The sequence below is a fragment of the Spirosoma sordidisoli genome (assembly GCF_004138325.1).
Classification (GTDB): Bacteria; Bacteroidota; Bacteroidia; order Cytophagales; family Spirosomataceae; genus Spirosoma; species Spirosoma sordidisoli.
In genome coordinates this window covers 1,589,089-1,604,746 of record NZ_SBLB01000001.1, presented here as the reverse complement: position 1 = coordinate 1,604,746, position 15,658 = coordinate 1,589,089, and the positions used below count along the sequence as shown (strand labels likewise).

Below are 15,658 nucleotides of genomic sequence, written 5' to 3'. Positions count from 1 at the left end.
AATTGGTTGGCTTCCGAACCGTGCTATATTTGACGAAACGAATCAAAGTTATGCCCACTCCCGCCACCCAACCCCTATCATTCAGCGACTACGCTCAATACGATGCCACTGGCCTGGCCGAGCTGGTTCGTCGCGCCGAGGTGTCGCCCGTCGAGCTGCTGGAAACGGCGATTGCCCGCGCCGAAGCGGTCAATCCGCAGCTCAACGCCATCGTGACGCCCCTCTATGAGCAAGGGCGCGCCCTGGCCAGTCAGCTTCCCGAAGCCGGACCGTTTCGGGGTGTTCCGTTTTTGATCAAGGATCTGGAGCTGGAGTGGGCCGGTACACCCATGAAGTCGGGCTGCCGGGCCTACGCCAGCTACGTATCCCCGATAGATAGTGAAGTAATTAGCCGTCTGAAGGCGGCCGGGCTGGTGTTTTTTGGCAAAACCAACACGCCGGAGTTTGGCCTGACGCCATATACCGAATCGAAACTGTATGGCCCGGCCCGTAATCCCTGGAAACCGACGCATTCGCCCGGTGGCAGCAGCGGTGGGTCGGCGGTAGCAGTAGCGGCTGGTATCGTACCGGCAGCCACGGCCTCCGATGGGGGCGGCTCAATCCGGATTCCGGCCGCCTGCTGTGGGTTATTTGGACTGAAGCCATCGCGCGGACGCGTGACGCTCGGGCCGCGCTACGGCGAACTCTGGAACGGGGCCGTGGTTGGGCACGCGCTGACCCGCTCCGTGCGCGACAGTGCGGGGCTGCTGGATGTGGTAGCAGGCCCCATGGCGGGCGATCCGTACCTGATTAGCCCGCCCGAACGTCCGTTTGCCGACGAAGTGGGCCGCGATCCGGGCCGGCTTCGTATTGCGTTCTCCGCAGCCTCGCTCATGCCCTCGATGACGATTGACCCGGAATGTATCAAAGCGGTTCAGGAAACGGTACGCCTGCTCGAACGACTTGGCCATACGGTAGAGGAGGTGCCGCTGCCGTACGAGAAAACCATCCTGACCGAAGCGTTCTTCGTGTCGGTGATGAGCGAGACGGCAGCTACCCTGCGCGAGCTGAGCGTTTACCTGGGTCGGCCGGTTCGGTCGGGTGACGTCGAGCTGAACACCTGGGCGCTGGCCCGCCTGGCCGACGGGTTCTCGGCCGCTGATGTCGCTTACCAGAAACGACGCTGGAATACGCTGAACCGGGCCATGGGACAGCTGCACGAAACGTACGACCTGTTTCTGACGCCAACCCTGCCCCGGCTGCCTATCGAAATCGGTACGTTTCAGAATAGGGCGTCGGAGGAGCGTCTGCTGAAACTAGTCGATGCGGTGGGCGGGCTGAAATACCTTAAAGGCAGCAGAACCATCGACGATCTCGCCGAACGATCGCTAGGCTATATTTCGTACACCGTTATTACGAACATGACCGGTCAGCCGTCTATGTCGGTGCCGTTACACTGGTCGGCCGATGGGTTACCAGTCGGCGTTATGCTGGCGGCCCGGCTCGGCGACGAGGCTGCCCTGTTCCGGCTGGCGGGGCAGCTGGAACAAACCCAGCCCTGGTTCATGAAACGGCCTCCCCTGTAAAGACGCGATGGCTGGCGCATGTGAGACGCAATGGCTGGCGCATATGAGACGCAATGGCCGGGGCGCATATGAGACGCAATGGCTGGCGCATGTGAGACGCAATGGCCGGGGCGCCGGTGCGATTGCGTCTCTACTCGGCGTAATCGAGGTCTTTGCCGAATGTTTCGTCGATGGTGAGAACGGCCCAGAGGCCGAGGGCGAAACAGACGGCGGCTACCACGGCGGCCGAGCCAATTACGCCCAGGCTGGGCTTCAGCAGCTGGAAAGCCGGAATGGTCAGCAGCGTGGTGGCCCGTACGTTGTTGGCTACGGAGGTAGTTGCCGTAGCCCGGAGGTTGGTGCCGAACGTTTCGGCGGTAACGGTCAGAAACATGGCTATATACCCGATGCTAAACCCCATACCGACGCAAACCGCATAAAAGGCATCAGCACTACTCAACCCGCCAAACAGATAGATGCCGACGAACAGAAAATTCAATCCCATCATCAGCCCGATAGCCTGTCGACGGGATTTCAGCCACTGGCTGAGCGGTCCACTGAACAGATCCCCCACAACCATACCGACGTAGGTGAACATAACGCACTGACCGGGCTGGATAGGTTCGGCAATACCCATCGCCTTCCCGAACTCGTTGGCAAACGTAGCCAGGATGCCAATGACCAGGTAGGTCGGTACGGCCAGCCCCATACAGCGGATATAGCGTGACAACCGTTCGCTGTTGCTGAATAGCGCCCAGAAGTTGCCACGGCTCACGCCCGTTTGCTGCACGCGCCGGAACATACCCGACTCCAGTACACTCACCCGCAAAATCAACAGTCCCAGCCCTAACCCTCCGCCAATGAAGTAGGTCGTACGCCAGTCGAACAGCGTTACCGTGAAATAAGCGACTACGGCACCCAGCAGCCCCACACCGGCTACCAGCGACGAGCCATAACCCCGCAGTTCTTTGGGCAGTATTTCGCTGACGAGCGTAATGCCCGCCCCCAGTTCCCCCGCCAGGCCCAGCCCCGCCACAAACCGGAGAAGAGCGTAGGTGGTGGGGCTTTCAACGAATCCGCAGGCTATGTTGGCCAATGAGTAAGTGATGATGCTGCCGAACAGGACCGACAACCGACCGCGTTTGTCGCCGAGGATACCCCACAGAATGCCACCCAGCAGCAGCCCCGCCTGTTGCACGTTCAGAATCTGGCCACCCGTCAGCGAAATTGCGGTTTCCGACAGCCCCAGGTCCTTCAGGCTGGGCACCCGGACAATGTTGAACAACAGCAGGTCATACACATCGACAAAATACCCCAGCGCAGCCACAATGACCGGCAGGGTAAACAGGGGGCGGAGCGAAACAGAAGAAGGTGGGGCAGTCGTCATAGGGGAGGGTGGGTCAGCATCTATTGCCATCAAAACGAAGCGTGGTCCGTCCTGATGACACAAAAAGCACAGAGAAAACAATAGTTACCTCTTTACTCGCTGTGTCGTCACGACGGACCACGCTACCTGCTGAAAAGGATTACCAGAACCGGACGTAAATGGCCGAAATCAGCAGCACAATAACCACGATCAGGGCTGTAGTCGACGGAGCCAGACGGAACATTTTGGAGTCGATCTCGAACGCTTTCGGACTAACGGCCGGACCTGCCAGACTGATAGCAACCATGACCACTACCGTAAAGAAGAACGACCAGCCCATACAGATCAGGAATGGGATCTCGTAGCCGCCGTTTCCGTTCGGGAAAGCCGTATAGATCAGCGTTTCGTTGCCTAACACCGCAGGCGCGTAGTGGTTGAAGAATACGGCCAGGGCAAAGCCCAGCAGGATACCAACCACCGCTGCTACCCCCGTTGTCCGTTTCCAGAAAAAGCCCAGCAGGAATACGGCGAAGATACCCGGGCTGATATAGCCCGTATACTTCTGGATAAACGTAAAGCCGCCCTCACGACCGATACCGAGCGTATCCTGCCAGGTCAGGGCAATAGCCAGCGCCATAGCCATGAAAATAGCGATACGACCTACCCAGACCAGCTGCCCTTCGTTGGCGTCTTTCTTAATGTACTTCTGGTAGATATCCAGGGTGAAAATAGTCGAAATGGAGTTGGCTTTACCGGCCAGAGAAGCCACGATAGCAGCGGTCAGGGCGGCCATCGAAAGGCCTTTCAGCCCATTGGGCAGGAAAGACAGAATAGCCGAGTACGCATTGTCGGCCAGGAGCCGGCCACCGGGCGCCATCTCGCTTTGTAGACTGCCGTTCTTGTAGAGGACATAGGCCGCAATACCGGGCAGCATAACGATCAGCGGCATGAAAATTTTCAGCAGCGCAGCAAACAGGATACCGGTGCGGGCGGTGTGCAGGTCAGCACCGAGCGCGCGCTGCGTGATGTACTGGTTACAACCCCAGTAGTTCAGGTTCACGATCCACTGACCGGCAAAATACATAGCAATACCCGGCAGGGTCAGGTACTTGTTGATCTCTACCTGCGACGCGTTGGGGCCCGGTTTCTCGAAGATCAAATGGAAGTGGTCATCCGCATCGCGCATCATGGCGCCGAAACCCGCCAGCACGTCGTTACCCAGGCCAAACTTCTGGCTTACCAGCGTCAGCGCCAGGTAGGTCGTAACCAGCCCGCCAATAATCAGTACCACCACCTGGATAACGTCGGTATACCCGATCACCTTCATACCACCCAGGGTGATAACCAGCGCAAACAAACACAGGCCAATAATGATGGCATGGAAGTAGTCGGCGCCGACCAGCGTGCTGATGGCCAGCGCGCCCAGGAACAGGATAGAGGTCAGGTTAACGAAAATGTACAGGAACAACCAGAACACGGCCATGATCAGGGAGACCGTTTCGTTATACCGCGTCTTCAGAAACTGCGGCATGGTGTAGATATGATTCTTGAGGTAGATGGGCATAAACCAGACTGCCACAATAATCAGCGAGATGGCGGCCAGCCACTCATACACGGCAATGGCAACCCCAAACTGGAAGCCATTCCCCGACATCCCGATAAACTGCTCGGCCGAGATGTTGGATGCGATTAACGATGCGCCAATGGCCCACCAGGTGAGGGATCCTTCGGCCAGGAAAAAGTCTTTGGTGTCGAGATTGGTCTTTTGTTTTCGCTTGTAAATCCAGTATCCGTAGGAGGAGACACCAATGAAGTACAGGAGGAAGATAATGTAATCTAACTGGTTTAGCTGGTTCATTACGGCACGCAGTAAAAAGGGTTAGCTGATTAGCGCGTAAAAAAGCAATTTATTCTTGAAATAGGCTTTATCGTTTACATAAAATCATTGCACAAATAACAGAAAAGGCACAAAGTCATGCTTTGTGCCCCTATAAAGTCGATAAACCAACTATTATTTCATGGAAACAAGTCGGGTCGGAAGCCGCTGGGTAACGGTTGGGGTCGACAGGCGGAACGAGAACTCCTCGGACTGAAATCCGGCTGTATAGACCCGAAAGGTGTAGTTTCCATCTTCTACATCGCTCAGGTCGAACATCTGCCTGAACCGGTTGCTTTTGCCGCCCTTGCCCGGCAGGGTCTCCCGAAACAGGACATTCCCTTTCTGATCGATCAGCTCTACGTTTACTTTAAACTGGGGTAATGATTTTTCCAGAGCGAGCCACACTTTGGAGGAGGCCGCGGCCGGATACATGGCGGCCTGGAAGGCTCTCTTCTCTGGATTGCCGGTCTGGATCGTTTTCGCAAGCGATACCGATGCGGTCAGTGTCAGCAGCATAAAGCTGACAATCAGGGTGATGCGAGTTTTCATTGAGTCGAATGGATTAAGTGAATAATCAACCCAATGATGCAGGCAGCCGGCCGGTCCGCTGCGGTTCTGGAACAGCGGCTTAGAAAAAGGATGAATGGCAGCAGCGTAGCTTACTCGACAAAATCGAGGTCTTTGCCGAACGTTTCGTCCAGACGGCTCAGCGACCAGAACGCCAGTCCATATACGACGAGGCCGAGCAGGCCAGCCCCCACCAGCGTACCAACGGCGGGCTTGATGGCCTGAAACGCGAGGGTCATCGGAATCAGCGTACCGCGTACTACGCTCGGCACCGATGTCGTGGCTGTGTTGCGGAGGTTGGTACCGTACCGTTCGGCTACCGTGGTCAGGTACATGGCAATGTAGCCGGTGCAGAAGCCAGCCAGCAGAAAAACCGTATACACCCCCTCGGCCGTGTCGATGCCGCCGAACAGCAGAATGCTGCAGAGGGTCATGCTGAGCAGGAGCAGGCTTGTAATGGCCTTTATGCGCGACCGAAGCCACTGACTCAGCGGACCACTCAGCAGGTCGCCACCGGCCAGCCCTACGTAGAGCAGCATGACACAGCGGCCGGGCTTGACCAGTTCTGTCAGTCCCAGCGCCTGACCAAATTCGTTGGCAAACGTGGCCAGAATACCAACAACGAACCAGGTAGGCATGCCAACCGCTACACACTGGAGGTATTTGCGGGTAGAGGCCCACGTTCGGAAAAACTGCCCGAAATTGCCCCGACTAACGCCTTTGTGCTCAGCTTTGAAGCGACTGAACAGCCCCGACTCGAAAACACTGACCCGCAGCAGGAGTAGCGCCAGGCCCATACCGCCCCCTACGAAGAAGGCCGTTCGCCAGTTGAAGTACTCGACGGTCAGGTACGCCACGCCCGCGCCGAGGTAGCCGATACCGGCCACAACCGCCGAGCCATAGCCCCGAATTTCTTTCGGCAGTATTTCGGCCACCAGGACCATAGCCGCCCCGATCTCGCCCGACAGGCCGATACCCGCCAGAAAGCGCAACACCGCGTAGGTGTTGACATCCTGTACGAACCCACAGGCAATATTGGTCAGGGAGTAGGTAACAATGCTGCCAAACAGGACCGACATACGACCCCGCTTGTCGCCCAGAACACCCCACAAAATACCACCCAGCACCAGGCCGGCCTGCTGGCAGTTGAGAATGAACGTTCCTGCCGTTGATACGTCGGCCTCGGTCAGCCCTAACGATTGCAGACTCGGCACCCGCACGATGCTGAAAATCAGCATGTCATAGACATCGACGAAGAAGCCGAGGGCCGATACAATGACCGGCAATGCCAGTAAGGGCCGCAGCGACGGGCGCGTTGCGGGTAGGGGCGTGAGCGTTTGCATAAGGTGGGTGTCGTTCGGGCAGGCCGTTACTCCTCCAGGTAGTCGAGGTCTTTGCCGTGCGTCTCCGGAATGGTCAGGATGGAGTAGAAACCAATCACGAAACTGATCAGCCCGACAACGGCCCCCGCGTTGATCGTCTCCAGCGAAGGCTTCAGCGCCTGGTAGGTAAGTGTCATCGGAATAACCAGACCACGCACCATGTTAGGAACCGTCGTGGCCGCCGTGGCCCGCAGGTTCGTACCAAACTGTTCGGCGCCGATGGTTACGAACATGGCCCAGTAACCAATGCCGAAACCCATGGCCAGGCAGAGCCCATACAGGGCCGTTGCCGACGCGATGCCGGTGTAGAGATAAACCAGGCTAAACAGCAGGGCTACGCCCATCAGCAGCGCAACCCCTTTTTTGCGGGATGCGAGCGCCTGACTGATGAAGCCGCTGGCCAGGTCGCCGGCCGCCAGACCCACATAGCACCACATGATGGCCAGCCCCGGCTGTATTTCTTCCGCTATACCGAATGCTTTCCCGAACTCATTGCTAAACGTAGCCAGAATACCGATCACAAACCAGGTGGGCAGGCCAATGCCGATGCATTTCAGGTAGCGGCTGAGCCGGTCGGCGTTCGTGAAGAACGACAGAAAGTCGCCCCGGTTTACGTGGGTCTGCTCGGTAACATTGGTAAACATACCCGACTCCACAACGCCCACCCGCAGCAGCAGCAGCCCGAAACCAAGGCCCCCCCCAACGAAGAAGGCGGTTTGCCAGTCGAACAGTTTAACCGTAAAGTAGGCTACTACGGCCCCAAACAGGCCAATACCGGCCACCAGTGACGTCCCGATCGCGCGTTTTTCTTTCGGAAGGACCTCGCTGACCAGGGTAATGCCCGCGCCCAGTTCGCCCGCCAGACCGATGCCGGCAATGAACCGCATGAGCGCGTAATAGAGCGTCGGCTCCATGAAGGTGACGTCATCGACAAACCCGCAGGCTACGTTGGCAATGGAGTAGGTGATGATACTGCCGAATAATACCGACAGTCGGCCCCGTTTGTCGCCCAGAACGCCCCACAGGATACCACCCAGTAATAAACCACCCATTTGCCAGTTCAGAATACTGGCGCCAACCGTCGAGATTTCATCGGGGGTCAGGCCAAGGTCTTTCAGGCTGGGCACGCGAACAATGCCGAAGAGTAACAAATCGTAGATGTCGACGAAGTAGCCGAGGGCAGCTACGATGACAGGGAGACTGAAGAGGCCTGCCGGAGCAGCCTGCGTTTCTTTAGGAAGGGTTGGGACGGCCATACGGCGAAAGCAGAGAGATTGATTCTGCAATAATACGAAATGGCCAAAGAAGATTAACGCCTGCTGGCAGGATTGGCAAATAGATGATAATGAGAGCGCGGAAGCGGGACGAAGACGTTTCCGTGAGTGTGTTAAGCAGAGGACAGCGAACTACATCGAAGCGAGGTATCAGTAGGTATCAGGCCGATCGGGCTGGATCAGAGTCATGTCAGGCTGATTCGGCGGCATAGCTCGTATCGGTGCTGGCAGGGTCAGATACACCTGGTAAGCGGTACCGAGTGCCCAGGCCTTCAGCGCGGTTCGGGCCAGCACGAGCGCCTGCTGTACCAGAAACATCAGTAGAATGGTAGGGGTATTCCGCATCGGAATCAGCTCATCGATCAAAAAATAGAGCCCGAACAGCGCGGTCCCTATACCGATAAACAGCCAGTACAAACCGTAGGTACGGGGCAGGTTACGCATGACCAGCCGCCCCGCCCGGCCAAACGCCCGAAACGCGTTCGACTCGTCGTCGCGGAACATAATCACTTTGGCATAGTCGCCAATGCAGAACAGGAGGGTGGCGGTGAGGGCAAACAGGCTGAAGAACCCCAGGCCTACCCAGAATAAGCCCCGCTCGGTCAGCGTATCGCTGAGCACGATGCCAACCAGCAGCCCGGCAATCAGCCAGAGGCCCGCCCCCACCAGCAGAAACAGGGTTGTTACCCCCAGCAGCTGTAGAAAACGGCCAAAATAAGCCGTACACACCTGCCAGAACAGACCAGCGTCGAACCGGCGCGAGGGCTGCGCAAAGGTGTTCAGGATGCCACCCGCCAGAAAAACGCTGAGAAAGACAAACAGAACCCCGAGCCAGCGGCCAACGCTCAATAGGGGATCGATGACCCGCTCGCTGCGCTGCATGAAATCAGCATAAACGGTATAATCGAAACCGTCGAGCAGGTTTAGAAAGGCACGCGAGTCCTGATCTTCGGCCTGGAGGGTGCTGTAAAACGGGAGGGCGACCAGCAGCCCCAGCACGAGCGTGATGCCGTACAGTAACCCGATGAGCCGGGTCGACCGGAGCAGGTGGCGAAGCGACAGAAAAAAAGCGTTCACGAATGGTTCAGGTTAAGCGTAAACGGGCCAGTCGCAATTGGTTCGTCGGCCAACCCGGTAGGGGGCAATTAATCTGAACTAAAAGTACATTTATTTCGGCTCCGACAGCGGGTGCTCGGTCCTGATTTTCTCCTGCAGCTTCAAAAACCCGTCGATCAGTGCTTCGGGCCGGGGTGGGCAGCCCGGTATATACACATCGACCGGTATGATCCGATCTACGCCTTTAACGACGTGATAGCCGTGTTGCCAGTAGGGACCACCACAGTTCGAGCAGGAGCCCATCGAGAGCACATACCGGGGTTCGGGCATCTGTTCGTACAGACGCCTGATCCGATCCGCCATTTTATAGGTAACCGTTCCCGACACGATCATGATATCAGACTGGCGGGGAGACGGGCGCGGAAATATGCCAAAACGGTCGAGGTCGTAGTTGGCCGCAAACGCCTGCATCATCTCGATGGCGCAGCAGGCCAGCCCAAAGCTCATGGGCCAGAGCGATTTCTCGCGCGACCAGTTCAGGAGTTCTTCGGAGTGCATCAGAATGACACTCGCTTCGCCGGATTTATCGCTCATATCGGTTAGAGATCGGTTGGTAAGCCGGTCAGGCCTGCGAGGGAGCCGAGGCCGACCGGTATTTGTCGTTCACCCGGTCGTACAGATGCGGGGGTACATGCGTGGGGGCCGTAGGTAATTTTGGCTGGGGTTTGACCCAGTCGAGATACCCTTTTGCCCAGACATAAGCCAGGCCCAGCCCCAGAATCGCCACGAACAGAAACGCTTCGGTTAGTGCAAACCATCCCCAGAGTCCATTGGTAGCCCGGATCAGGCTCGCCTGCCCGAATACCGTTGCCCATGGAAACAGGAAAACCAGCTCTACATCGAACAGCACGAAAACCAGCGCCACCACGTAGAACCGGATGTTGAACTGCACATTCGCATTGCCGATGGGTTCTTCGCCCGATTCGTAGGTGCTGTTTTTCTCCACGTTCGGGCGGTTCGGGCGCAGGAGCCGGGCCGCAAACAGCACAACGGCTATGAACGCAAACGCACCCAGGATAAACAGCAGCAGCACACCGAAGTCAGAGAGCATAAGGCAGGGAAAGTAACGGGTGGTTAGCGGTATTCAGGCTTCGGGCCGGAAAGGCTGACTCCGTTGGCACGAAGCCAATGATCGACCCTTATTTTTTCTTCTTCTTGTAGAGATTATACACCATAGCCACCTGGAAATTCCGGTTCCGGTACGTAGCCAGGGGCTCGGGCGATACGTTACTCAGGCCGTAGACATATCGGACGTGCAGACTGAACTTATCGAGCATGTCGAGAAAGTCGTAGTGAGCACCGACCACGATACCCAGGTCGTTGCGGGGGCCGGGGCCGGTTGTGGTATTGGTGCTGAGGGCGTAGCTGAACTCAGGACCGGCCTGAAGCGTCAGGCCTTCGGTCGGGATATACCCTAGCAGGATCGGCACGCTGGCGTAGTAGTACTGGGCGCGGCTGGTAGACCGGCCGCCCACCCGCTCAACCTGAAAAGTACCTCCTTTTATAGCCAGCAGCGCTTCGGGCTGGAGCACAAAGCGCTGATACCGATACCGATACATAACGCCGAAATGAGGTTGTAACGCCTGCTTCGGAATATTCGCGCTAATTCCTGATACGTTGACACGCGTTAACGAAGCCCCTACCTTGAGCCCGAAATGACCGCCAACGGGGTTGTTACTTTGGGCCTGAGAAAGAGCGGGGAGGAGCAGGGTAAAAGCAAAAAAAAGTAATCGGTACGTGCGCATACAGGAATGAGGATGGGGTATAACCACCCTATAACGGTTGATCAGGCCACAAAATTGGTTAAAAAAAGTTAAGATCAGGCCGCTTAATTCAGACGGGGATCAACGGGGTAGTGCGCAATCGACTTATACTCACCCCCCATCCGTTTCAGAACCCCCCGCCAGAACTCGCTGGCGGGCGTATCGAAGAGGAAATCGGCATCGGTACGGCTGACGATCCAGGCTTTCTGGTTCAGCTCAGCATCCAGCTGGCCTTCGCTCCAGCCCGAGTAGCCAATAAAGAAACGGGCGTCTCGATCGGTGAGGGTACCCAGATTAACGGCCTGCTTCACCTGCTCAAAGTCGCCACTCCAGTACAGGCCGCTCAGCACCCGGATGGAATTCTCGATCAGGTCGGGCCGACGATGTATGAAATGCAGGGTGTTATGCTGAACAGGTCCACCGACAAACAAAGGCAGGTCGACCGAAATGTCTTCGATTACATCGCTGAGGTGAATATCGGTGGGCTGATTCAGAACGAGACCAAACGTACCGGCCGGGCTGTGTTCGCAAACCAGTACTACACTCCGCTCGAAGTTTGTATCGCCCATAAAAGGCTCGGCAATGAGGAGATTTCCGTTGGCTACAGACGGTATATTGGCGTTCATAGGCAGTTGGTGCGTTAACGGGGTTTATCCTCTAAACGACGGAAAAGTGGCCTATGTTACTCAAAAATAAACGTATTGGGTAAAAACGATCAACATTTTTACCGACCGTAGGGCAGGCTCCGGGCCAACCCGACGACCCGCAGCGGACCGGCTTAGTCGCGAAACGTAATGCCCACGCTCCGGCCCGACAGCTGGGTGAGCAAAGGGCGCAGCATCCGGTCGGCGTTTTCGCGGGTTTGGGTCAGTATACCACCGTCGAGGGCCGACTGCCGGATCTGCCGTTCGGCTTTGCGGTACGCATCGCTCACCAGCTGCGACTGGTCAAGAAACGAAAACCGGGTATCGTACACCCGCGACCGGTCGTGGTTGATTTTCCAGCCACATAGTTCGGGTTTGGGCAAGCGGATGGTTACCGAGTCTTCGCTGGTCAGGATATCGGACGGACCCACCCGGCTGAGGTCGATGCAGCCGACGGCTTCGCCCTCGACGATCAAAACCGCGTTGGCGTTGGGCAAAAATGTATTAGGCTGCTCGTATTCAATAATGTCTTTGAAGGTGTAGCGAACAAGCTCCAGCTTGCCGAGGGCCGTTACCTCTTTCAGGACAATGCTTTGCGTAGCCTGATCGCCCCGGCGAAACCGACTCAACGCGCTACTGCCGCGAATCTGCTCCCATACGGCGATCAGACCCGCTACCAGCAGGATAAAAACAAACAGGCGAAGCATGGTTTTCATGGTGTAAAGCGGGTTGAGCGTACGCATGAACCGGCTTGGGTAACCTGACCGGTACGCTGTAATAGTGAAAGAGCACCTGGCTGGCTCGAAAAAGCAAACTCCCAAACCGTTGCCGATCTGGGAGTTTGTGTGATGATGCATATGGCTTACTGAAGCCGGCTCGGCTCGTCGGCCGTATGATTTTCCAAATCGAACAAGTCGTTCAGCACATCGATGAGGGTTTCGGCCTCACCGCGTTTGCAGGCTGCTTTGAGCTGAAGTACCGGCAGCTTGATAATTTTCTGCATGATACCCCGGGTAATTTTCTCGACCTTCTCCGACTCGTCGGGCGTGAGGTGCTTCAGGTGACGGGCAATTTCGTCTTTGCGAATCTGCTCCAGGGCATTTTTCAGCTTGTTGATCGTTGGCGAAACGATCATTTCTTTCGACCAGTCGCCGAATTCGCTGACGGCCTGATCAATGATGGCTTCTACTTTCGGAATGGCCGCCAGCCGCTGGTTCAGAGCCTCGTCGGCCCGATTGCGGATGTGGTCGATGTTATAAACCAGCACACCCGGAATCTGCTCGACGGCGGTATCGACGCTGCGGGGAACCGATAAATCCAGGAAGTATTTGTAGGTGAGCACCGTTACACCCTGCAGCAGTGTGGGCGTAATGAGCGGCTCGTCGCGCATGACCGATGAGATAATCACGTCGGCCTGGCGAATCTCGTCGGTCAGGTTGGCGAAGTCGGCAATGCGAAATCCGTACTGTTCGGCCAGCACTTCCGTTTTAGTCTGGGTGCGGTTGCAGAGGGTGATGTTCTTCACGTTCCGGTCGGCCAGGTTCCGGCAAACGTCGGTACCGATTTCGCCCAGACCGATAACGAGTACGTTGGGGTCCTGCCGGTCGCCCACCAGTTCGTCGATCAGTTCAACCGCAGCGTAAGACACCGAAGCGGCTCCATCGCGAAAGGCCGTTTCCTGCGCCACGCGCTTGTTGGTGAAGAAAATGGTATGCATCAGCCGGTGCAGGAAAGGCCCGGCCATGTCCAGATCGGCCGACCACTGGTACGCCTGCTTCACCTGATTCGGAATCTGCATGTCGCCCACTACCTGCGAGTGGAGCCCTACGCACACCTCGAACAGATGCCGAACGGCTTCCTCATGCCGGGCAAAAAACTGGAAGTAAGGCAAATACTGATCTGTATCGGTCAGTCCTTTCTCAATCAGGAGCAGCCTGACAATGTCGGCGTTCAGGTTAGCTCCGCCCTGCTCCGATGCGTAGTAAACCTCGGTGCGGTTGCAGGTTGAGATGATAAGCAGGTCTGACAAACCGAAGAAGTCGCGCAACCGCAGCATGAGCCGCTTGGCTTCTTCTTCGCTGAGTGCAATTAATTCGCGCACATGGAGCGGTGCCGTTTTGTGCGATAAACTAATTGAGTTGAAAGTATCTAACATTGCCGAAAAAACACGCTATATGACCACGGGTCAACACAAAATTACGACACAATCGCCGGACCTTGAAACAGCTTTCGTAATCGGTTTATTTATTTAGAATGTGTCCAGATAAGTAGACCGCCTTCTTTCTTCAGTCCTATTTAATTAGAAACAGAACCGGCCCGGCAGACGTTCTCTTTTGTACCATCATTTGCAATTTTTCGTTTAGTCGAAGGGGAATTCATTATCCATGCTCAAGTCATTCGATATATATAATCAGAATAATATTCTGAAGATTATCGTAGCGCTGAACCTGCTACTGGTTGGAACGGGCTCTCTGCTGTACACGAACCGGCTAATTACCCGGCTCGAAGCCCGCGAAGAACAGTACGTTCAGCTCTACGCCAAAAGCATCGGTTACCTGTTTGGCAGCAGCCAGGCCAACGCGGGTGACCTGACATTCGTGACCGACGAAATCCTGAAAGCGAACAAAACAATTCCGGCCATTTACGTCGATCCGAACGGCCAGCTGGGCGGGGCGCTCAACGTTGACATACCGGAAGAGTACAATGCCGAGCAACGCGAAAAACTACTTCGTCAGCGGATTGTCGAGATGCGGGATCGGCACCCGCCCCTGGTGGTTGATCTGGGTAATAATGAGCGGGGGCTGGTCTATTACACCAACTCGAGCCTGCTGCGACAGCTGACCTACTTTCCGTACGCGCTGCTGGCTATACTGACGGCCCTGGGGGTGCTGGCCTACCTGTCGTTCAGTGCGTCGCGCCGGGCCGAGCAGAACCGGGTGTGGGTTGGACTGGCGAAGGAAACCGCCCACCAGCTGGGTACGCCCATGTCGTCGCTGATGGCCTGGGTCGAGTATATGCGCTCCGATCCGGACCAGTACGACGGATCAATAACCGACGAGATCGAGAAAGATGTACGTCGGCTGGAAACCATAACGGCCCGTTTTTCCAGTATTGGTTCGGTACCGACGCTGAAAGAAGAAAACCTGAACGAGGTAGTTCGGCAGTTTACCGACTATCTCTCGAAACGCATCTCGACGAAGGTGAAAATGAGCGTGGCCAGCCAGCTGCCGGCCGGGCAGACCGTTAAAATTAACCGGCTGCTGTTTGAGTGGGTAATCGAGAATATCTGCAAAAACGCCGTCGATGCCATGAAAGGCACCGGCGAACTGCGGCTCACGATGCAGACATTACCCAATCGAAGCGTAGCCATCGACATTGCCGATACGGGCAAAGGCATTTCCAAAAAGAACATGCAGAAGGTGTTCAATCCCGGGTTCAGCACCAAGAAGCGCGGCTGGGGCCTGGGCCTGACGCTGGCCAAGCGCATCGTTGAAGAGTATCACAACGGACGCCTGTACGTAAAAAGCTCGGAGGTAGGCAAAGGAACGACCTTTCGTATCGTGCTCAACAACAGCTGATCATCTCGGGTACGGCAGCCAGACGGTATCCGTTTCGATGACATTACTCTCGTTGAGGTCGCGGTCGCGAATCTGAATCTGGAATTTGGTCGGGTAGATCTGGAAACTGTTCCCGTACTGGAATATCTGATCGAACTCAAGCGGCCCCTCAATCGCTCCGCTGGGTTTCCCTTTGGCCAGATCGGGGAAGTACAGGGTCCGGTTAACGGTCAGCGGTACTTCAACGTACTGGCGGTTAATGAGCCGGAACGTACGGATGCGGTAGTTGCCCCAGCCGCCGTTGGACGCATAGCGGGCCGAGTCTGGTTTCGAGATGGGAATATCGTTGCCCAGATTGCCGTCGCCATCCTTGAAATTAATGACCACGATGACCGAATCGCGCCTGGAGCGACCTACTCCCTGTCCGCCTTCTATGGTGTACCGGTCCACGCGGTCGAACGATATTTCGGGAACATTGGAGTAGTTGGGTTCGGTAAAACAACTCGACAGAGTGAGGGCCAGGCCCAATACGAGGAGGTATGGTTGAATTTGTTGCCGCTGCATAC

General features: G+C 56.3%; 15 protein-coding genes. 2 read left to right on the top strand and 13 right to left on the bottom strand.

The genetic code is table 11. The annotated features are described in order from the left end of the window. The first annotated feature begins 50 nt into the window (after window positions 1–50). Complete coding sequence (locus tag EQG79_RS06870; RefSeq protein ID WP_077920834.1) at window positions 51–1,565, top strand: amidase; 1,515 nt, start codon at window positions 51–53, stop codon at window positions 1,563–1,565. A gap of 130 nt (window positions 1,566–1,695) precedes the next feature. Here the strand turns inward: EQG79_RS06870 and EQG79_RS06865 are convergent, their stop codons facing one another. The 12 genes from EQG79_RS06865 to hemA form a co-directional block, all read right to left on the bottom strand. After that, on the bottom strand, window positions 1,696–2,931 hold the full coding sequence (locus EQG79_RS06865) for an MFS transporter (RefSeq protein ID WP_129600851.1): 1,236 nt from the start codon (window positions 2,929–2,931) through the stop codon (window positions 1,696–1,698). A gap of 139 nt (window positions 2,932–3,070) precedes the next feature. Further along, a complete protein-coding gene (locus EQG79_RS06860; RefSeq protein WP_129600848.1) occupies window positions 3,071–4,768 on the bottom strand; it encodes a sodium:solute symporter family transporter in 1,698 nt (565 codons plus the stop codon). Between the two features lie 153 nt (window positions 4,769–4,921). Then, complete coding sequence (locus EQG79_RS06855) at window positions 4,922–5,338, bottom strand: hypothetical protein (RefSeq protein WP_129600846.1); 417 nt, start codon at window positions 5,336–5,338, stop codon at window positions 4,922–4,924. 110 nt (window positions 5,339–5,448) lie between these two features. Further along, complete coding sequence (locus EQG79_RS06850; protein ID WP_077920838.1) at window positions 5,449–6,699, bottom strand: MFS transporter; 1,251 nt, start codon at window positions 6,697–6,699, stop codon at window positions 5,449–5,451. 26 nt (window positions 6,700–6,725) lie between these two features. Beyond that, window positions 6,726–7,994 carry an MFS transporter gene (locus EQG79_RS06845; RefSeq protein WP_077920839.1) on the bottom strand — a complete coding sequence of 423 codons (1,269 nt, stop codon included), beginning with the start codon at window positions 7,992–7,994 and terminating at the stop codon, window positions 6,726–6,728. A gap of 168 nt (window positions 7,995–8,162) precedes the next feature. Beyond that, the gene (locus EQG79_RS06840) at window positions 8,163–9,089 is read right to left on the bottom strand and encodes a hypothetical protein (RefSeq protein ID WP_129600844.1); all 927 of its coding nucleotides are present in this window, start codon (window positions 9,087–9,089) and stop codon (window positions 8,163–8,165) included. 90 nt (window positions 9,090–9,179) lie between these two features. Further along, the gene (locus tag EQG79_RS06835; RefSeq protein ID WP_077920840.1) at window positions 9,180–9,662 is read right to left on the bottom strand and encodes an NADH-quinone oxidoreductase subunit B; all 483 of its coding nucleotides are present in this window, start codon (window positions 9,660–9,662) and stop codon (window positions 9,180–9,182) included. A gap of 28 nt (window positions 9,663–9,690) precedes the next feature. Next, window positions 9,691–10,179 (bottom strand): NADH-quinone oxidoreductase subunit A, encoded by a 489-nt coding sequence (locus tag EQG79_RS06830; protein ID WP_077920841.1) that lies wholly within the window; start codon window positions 10,177–10,179, stop codon window positions 9,691–9,693. 88 nt (window positions 10,180–10,267) lie between these two features. Further along, a complete protein-coding gene (locus tag EQG79_RS06825) occupies window positions 10,268–10,873 on the bottom strand; it encodes an outer membrane beta-barrel protein (RefSeq protein WP_077920842.1) in 606 nt (201 codons plus the stop codon). Between the two features lie 83 nt (window positions 10,874–10,956). Then, window positions 10,957–11,517 carry a YqgE/AlgH family protein gene (locus EQG79_RS06820; RefSeq protein ID WP_170315644.1) on the bottom strand — a complete coding sequence of 187 codons (561 nt, stop codon included), beginning with the start codon at window positions 11,515–11,517 and terminating at the stop codon, window positions 10,957–10,959. 152 nt (window positions 11,518–11,669) lie between these two features. Then, window positions 11,670–12,278 carry a DUF4230 domain-containing protein gene (locus tag EQG79_RS06815; protein WP_240699289.1) on the bottom strand — a complete coding sequence of 203 codons (609 nt, stop codon included), beginning with the start codon at window positions 12,276–12,278 and terminating at the stop codon, window positions 11,670–11,672. 119 nt (window positions 12,279–12,397) lie between these two features. Continuing rightward, window positions 12,398–13,690: a glutamyl-tRNA reductase gene (hemA, locus tag EQG79_RS06810; protein ID WP_077920843.1), complete on the bottom strand. Its 1,293-nt coding sequence runs from the start codon at window positions 13,688–13,690 to the stop codon at window positions 12,398–12,400. A 229-nt stretch (window positions 13,691–13,919) separates the two neighbouring features. Here hemA and EQG79_RS06805 point away from each other — a divergent pair, with 229 nt between their 5' ends. Continuing rightward, window positions 13,920–15,113, top strand: a complete 1,194-nt coding sequence (locus tag EQG79_RS06805) for a sensor histidine kinase (RefSeq protein WP_077920844.1) — start codon at window positions 13,920–13,922, stop codon at window positions 15,111–15,113. Here the strand turns inward: EQG79_RS06805 and EQG79_RS06800 are convergent, their stop codons facing one another. Continuing rightward, window positions 15,114–15,656, bottom strand: coding sequence for a hypothetical protein (locus tag EQG79_RS06800; protein ID WP_129600842.1), 543 nt, complete (start codon window positions 15,654–15,656; stop codon window positions 15,114–15,116). Between the last annotated feature and the right edge of the window lie 2 nt (window positions 15,657–15,658).

Coding starts and splice junctions, on each gene's coding strand:
- EQG79_RS06870 (WP_077920834.1), top strand. CDS start 51: ATGCCCACTCCCGCCACCCAACCCCTATCATTCAGCGACTACGCTCAA.
- EQG79_RS06865 (WP_129600851.1), bottom strand. CDS start 2,931: ATGACGACTGCCCCACCTTCTTCTGTTTCGCTCCGCCCCCTGTTTACC.
- EQG79_RS06860 (WP_129600848.1), bottom strand. CDS start 4,768: ATGAACCAGCTAAACCAGTTAGATTACATTATCTTCCTCCTGTACTTC.
- EQG79_RS06855 (WP_129600846.1), bottom strand. CDS start 5,338: ATGAAAACTCGCATCACCCTGATTGTCAGCTTTATGCTGCTGACACTG.
- EQG79_RS06850 (WP_077920838.1), bottom strand. CDS start 6,699: ATGCAAACGCTCACGCCCCTACCCGCAACGCGCCCGTCGCTGCGGCCC.
- EQG79_RS06845 (WP_077920839.1), bottom strand. CDS start 7,994: ATGGCCGTCCCAACCCTTCCTAAAGAAACGCAGGCTGCTCCGGCAGGC.
- EQG79_RS06835 (WP_077920840.1), bottom strand. CDS start 9,662: ATGAGCGATAAATCCGGCGAAGCGAGTGTCATTCTGATGCACTCCGAA.
- EQG79_RS06830 (WP_077920841.1), bottom strand. CDS start 10,179: ATGCTCTCTGACTTCGGTGTGCTGCTGCTGTTTATCCTGGGTGCGTTT.
- EQG79_RS06825 (WP_077920842.1), bottom strand. CDS start 10,873: ATGCGCACGTACCGATTACTTTTTTTTGCTTTTACCCTGCTCCTCCCC.
- EQG79_RS06820 (WP_170315644.1), bottom strand. CDS start 11,517: ATGAACGCCAATATACCGTCTGTAGCCAACGGAAATCTCCTCATTGCC.
- EQG79_RS06815 (WP_240699289.1), bottom strand. CDS start 12,278: ATGCGTACGCTCAACCCGCTTTACACCATGAAAACCATGCTTCGCCTG.
- hemA (WP_077920843.1), bottom strand. CDS start 13,690: ATGTTAGATACTTTCAACTCAATTAGTTTATCGCACAAAACGGCACCG.
- EQG79_RS06805 (WP_077920844.1), top strand. CDS start 13,920: ATGCTCAAGTCATTCGATATATATAATCAGAATAATATTCTGAAGATT.
- EQG79_RS06800 (WP_129600842.1), bottom strand. CDS start 15,656: ATGCAGCGGCAACAAATTCAACCATACCTCCTCGTATTGGGCCTGGCC.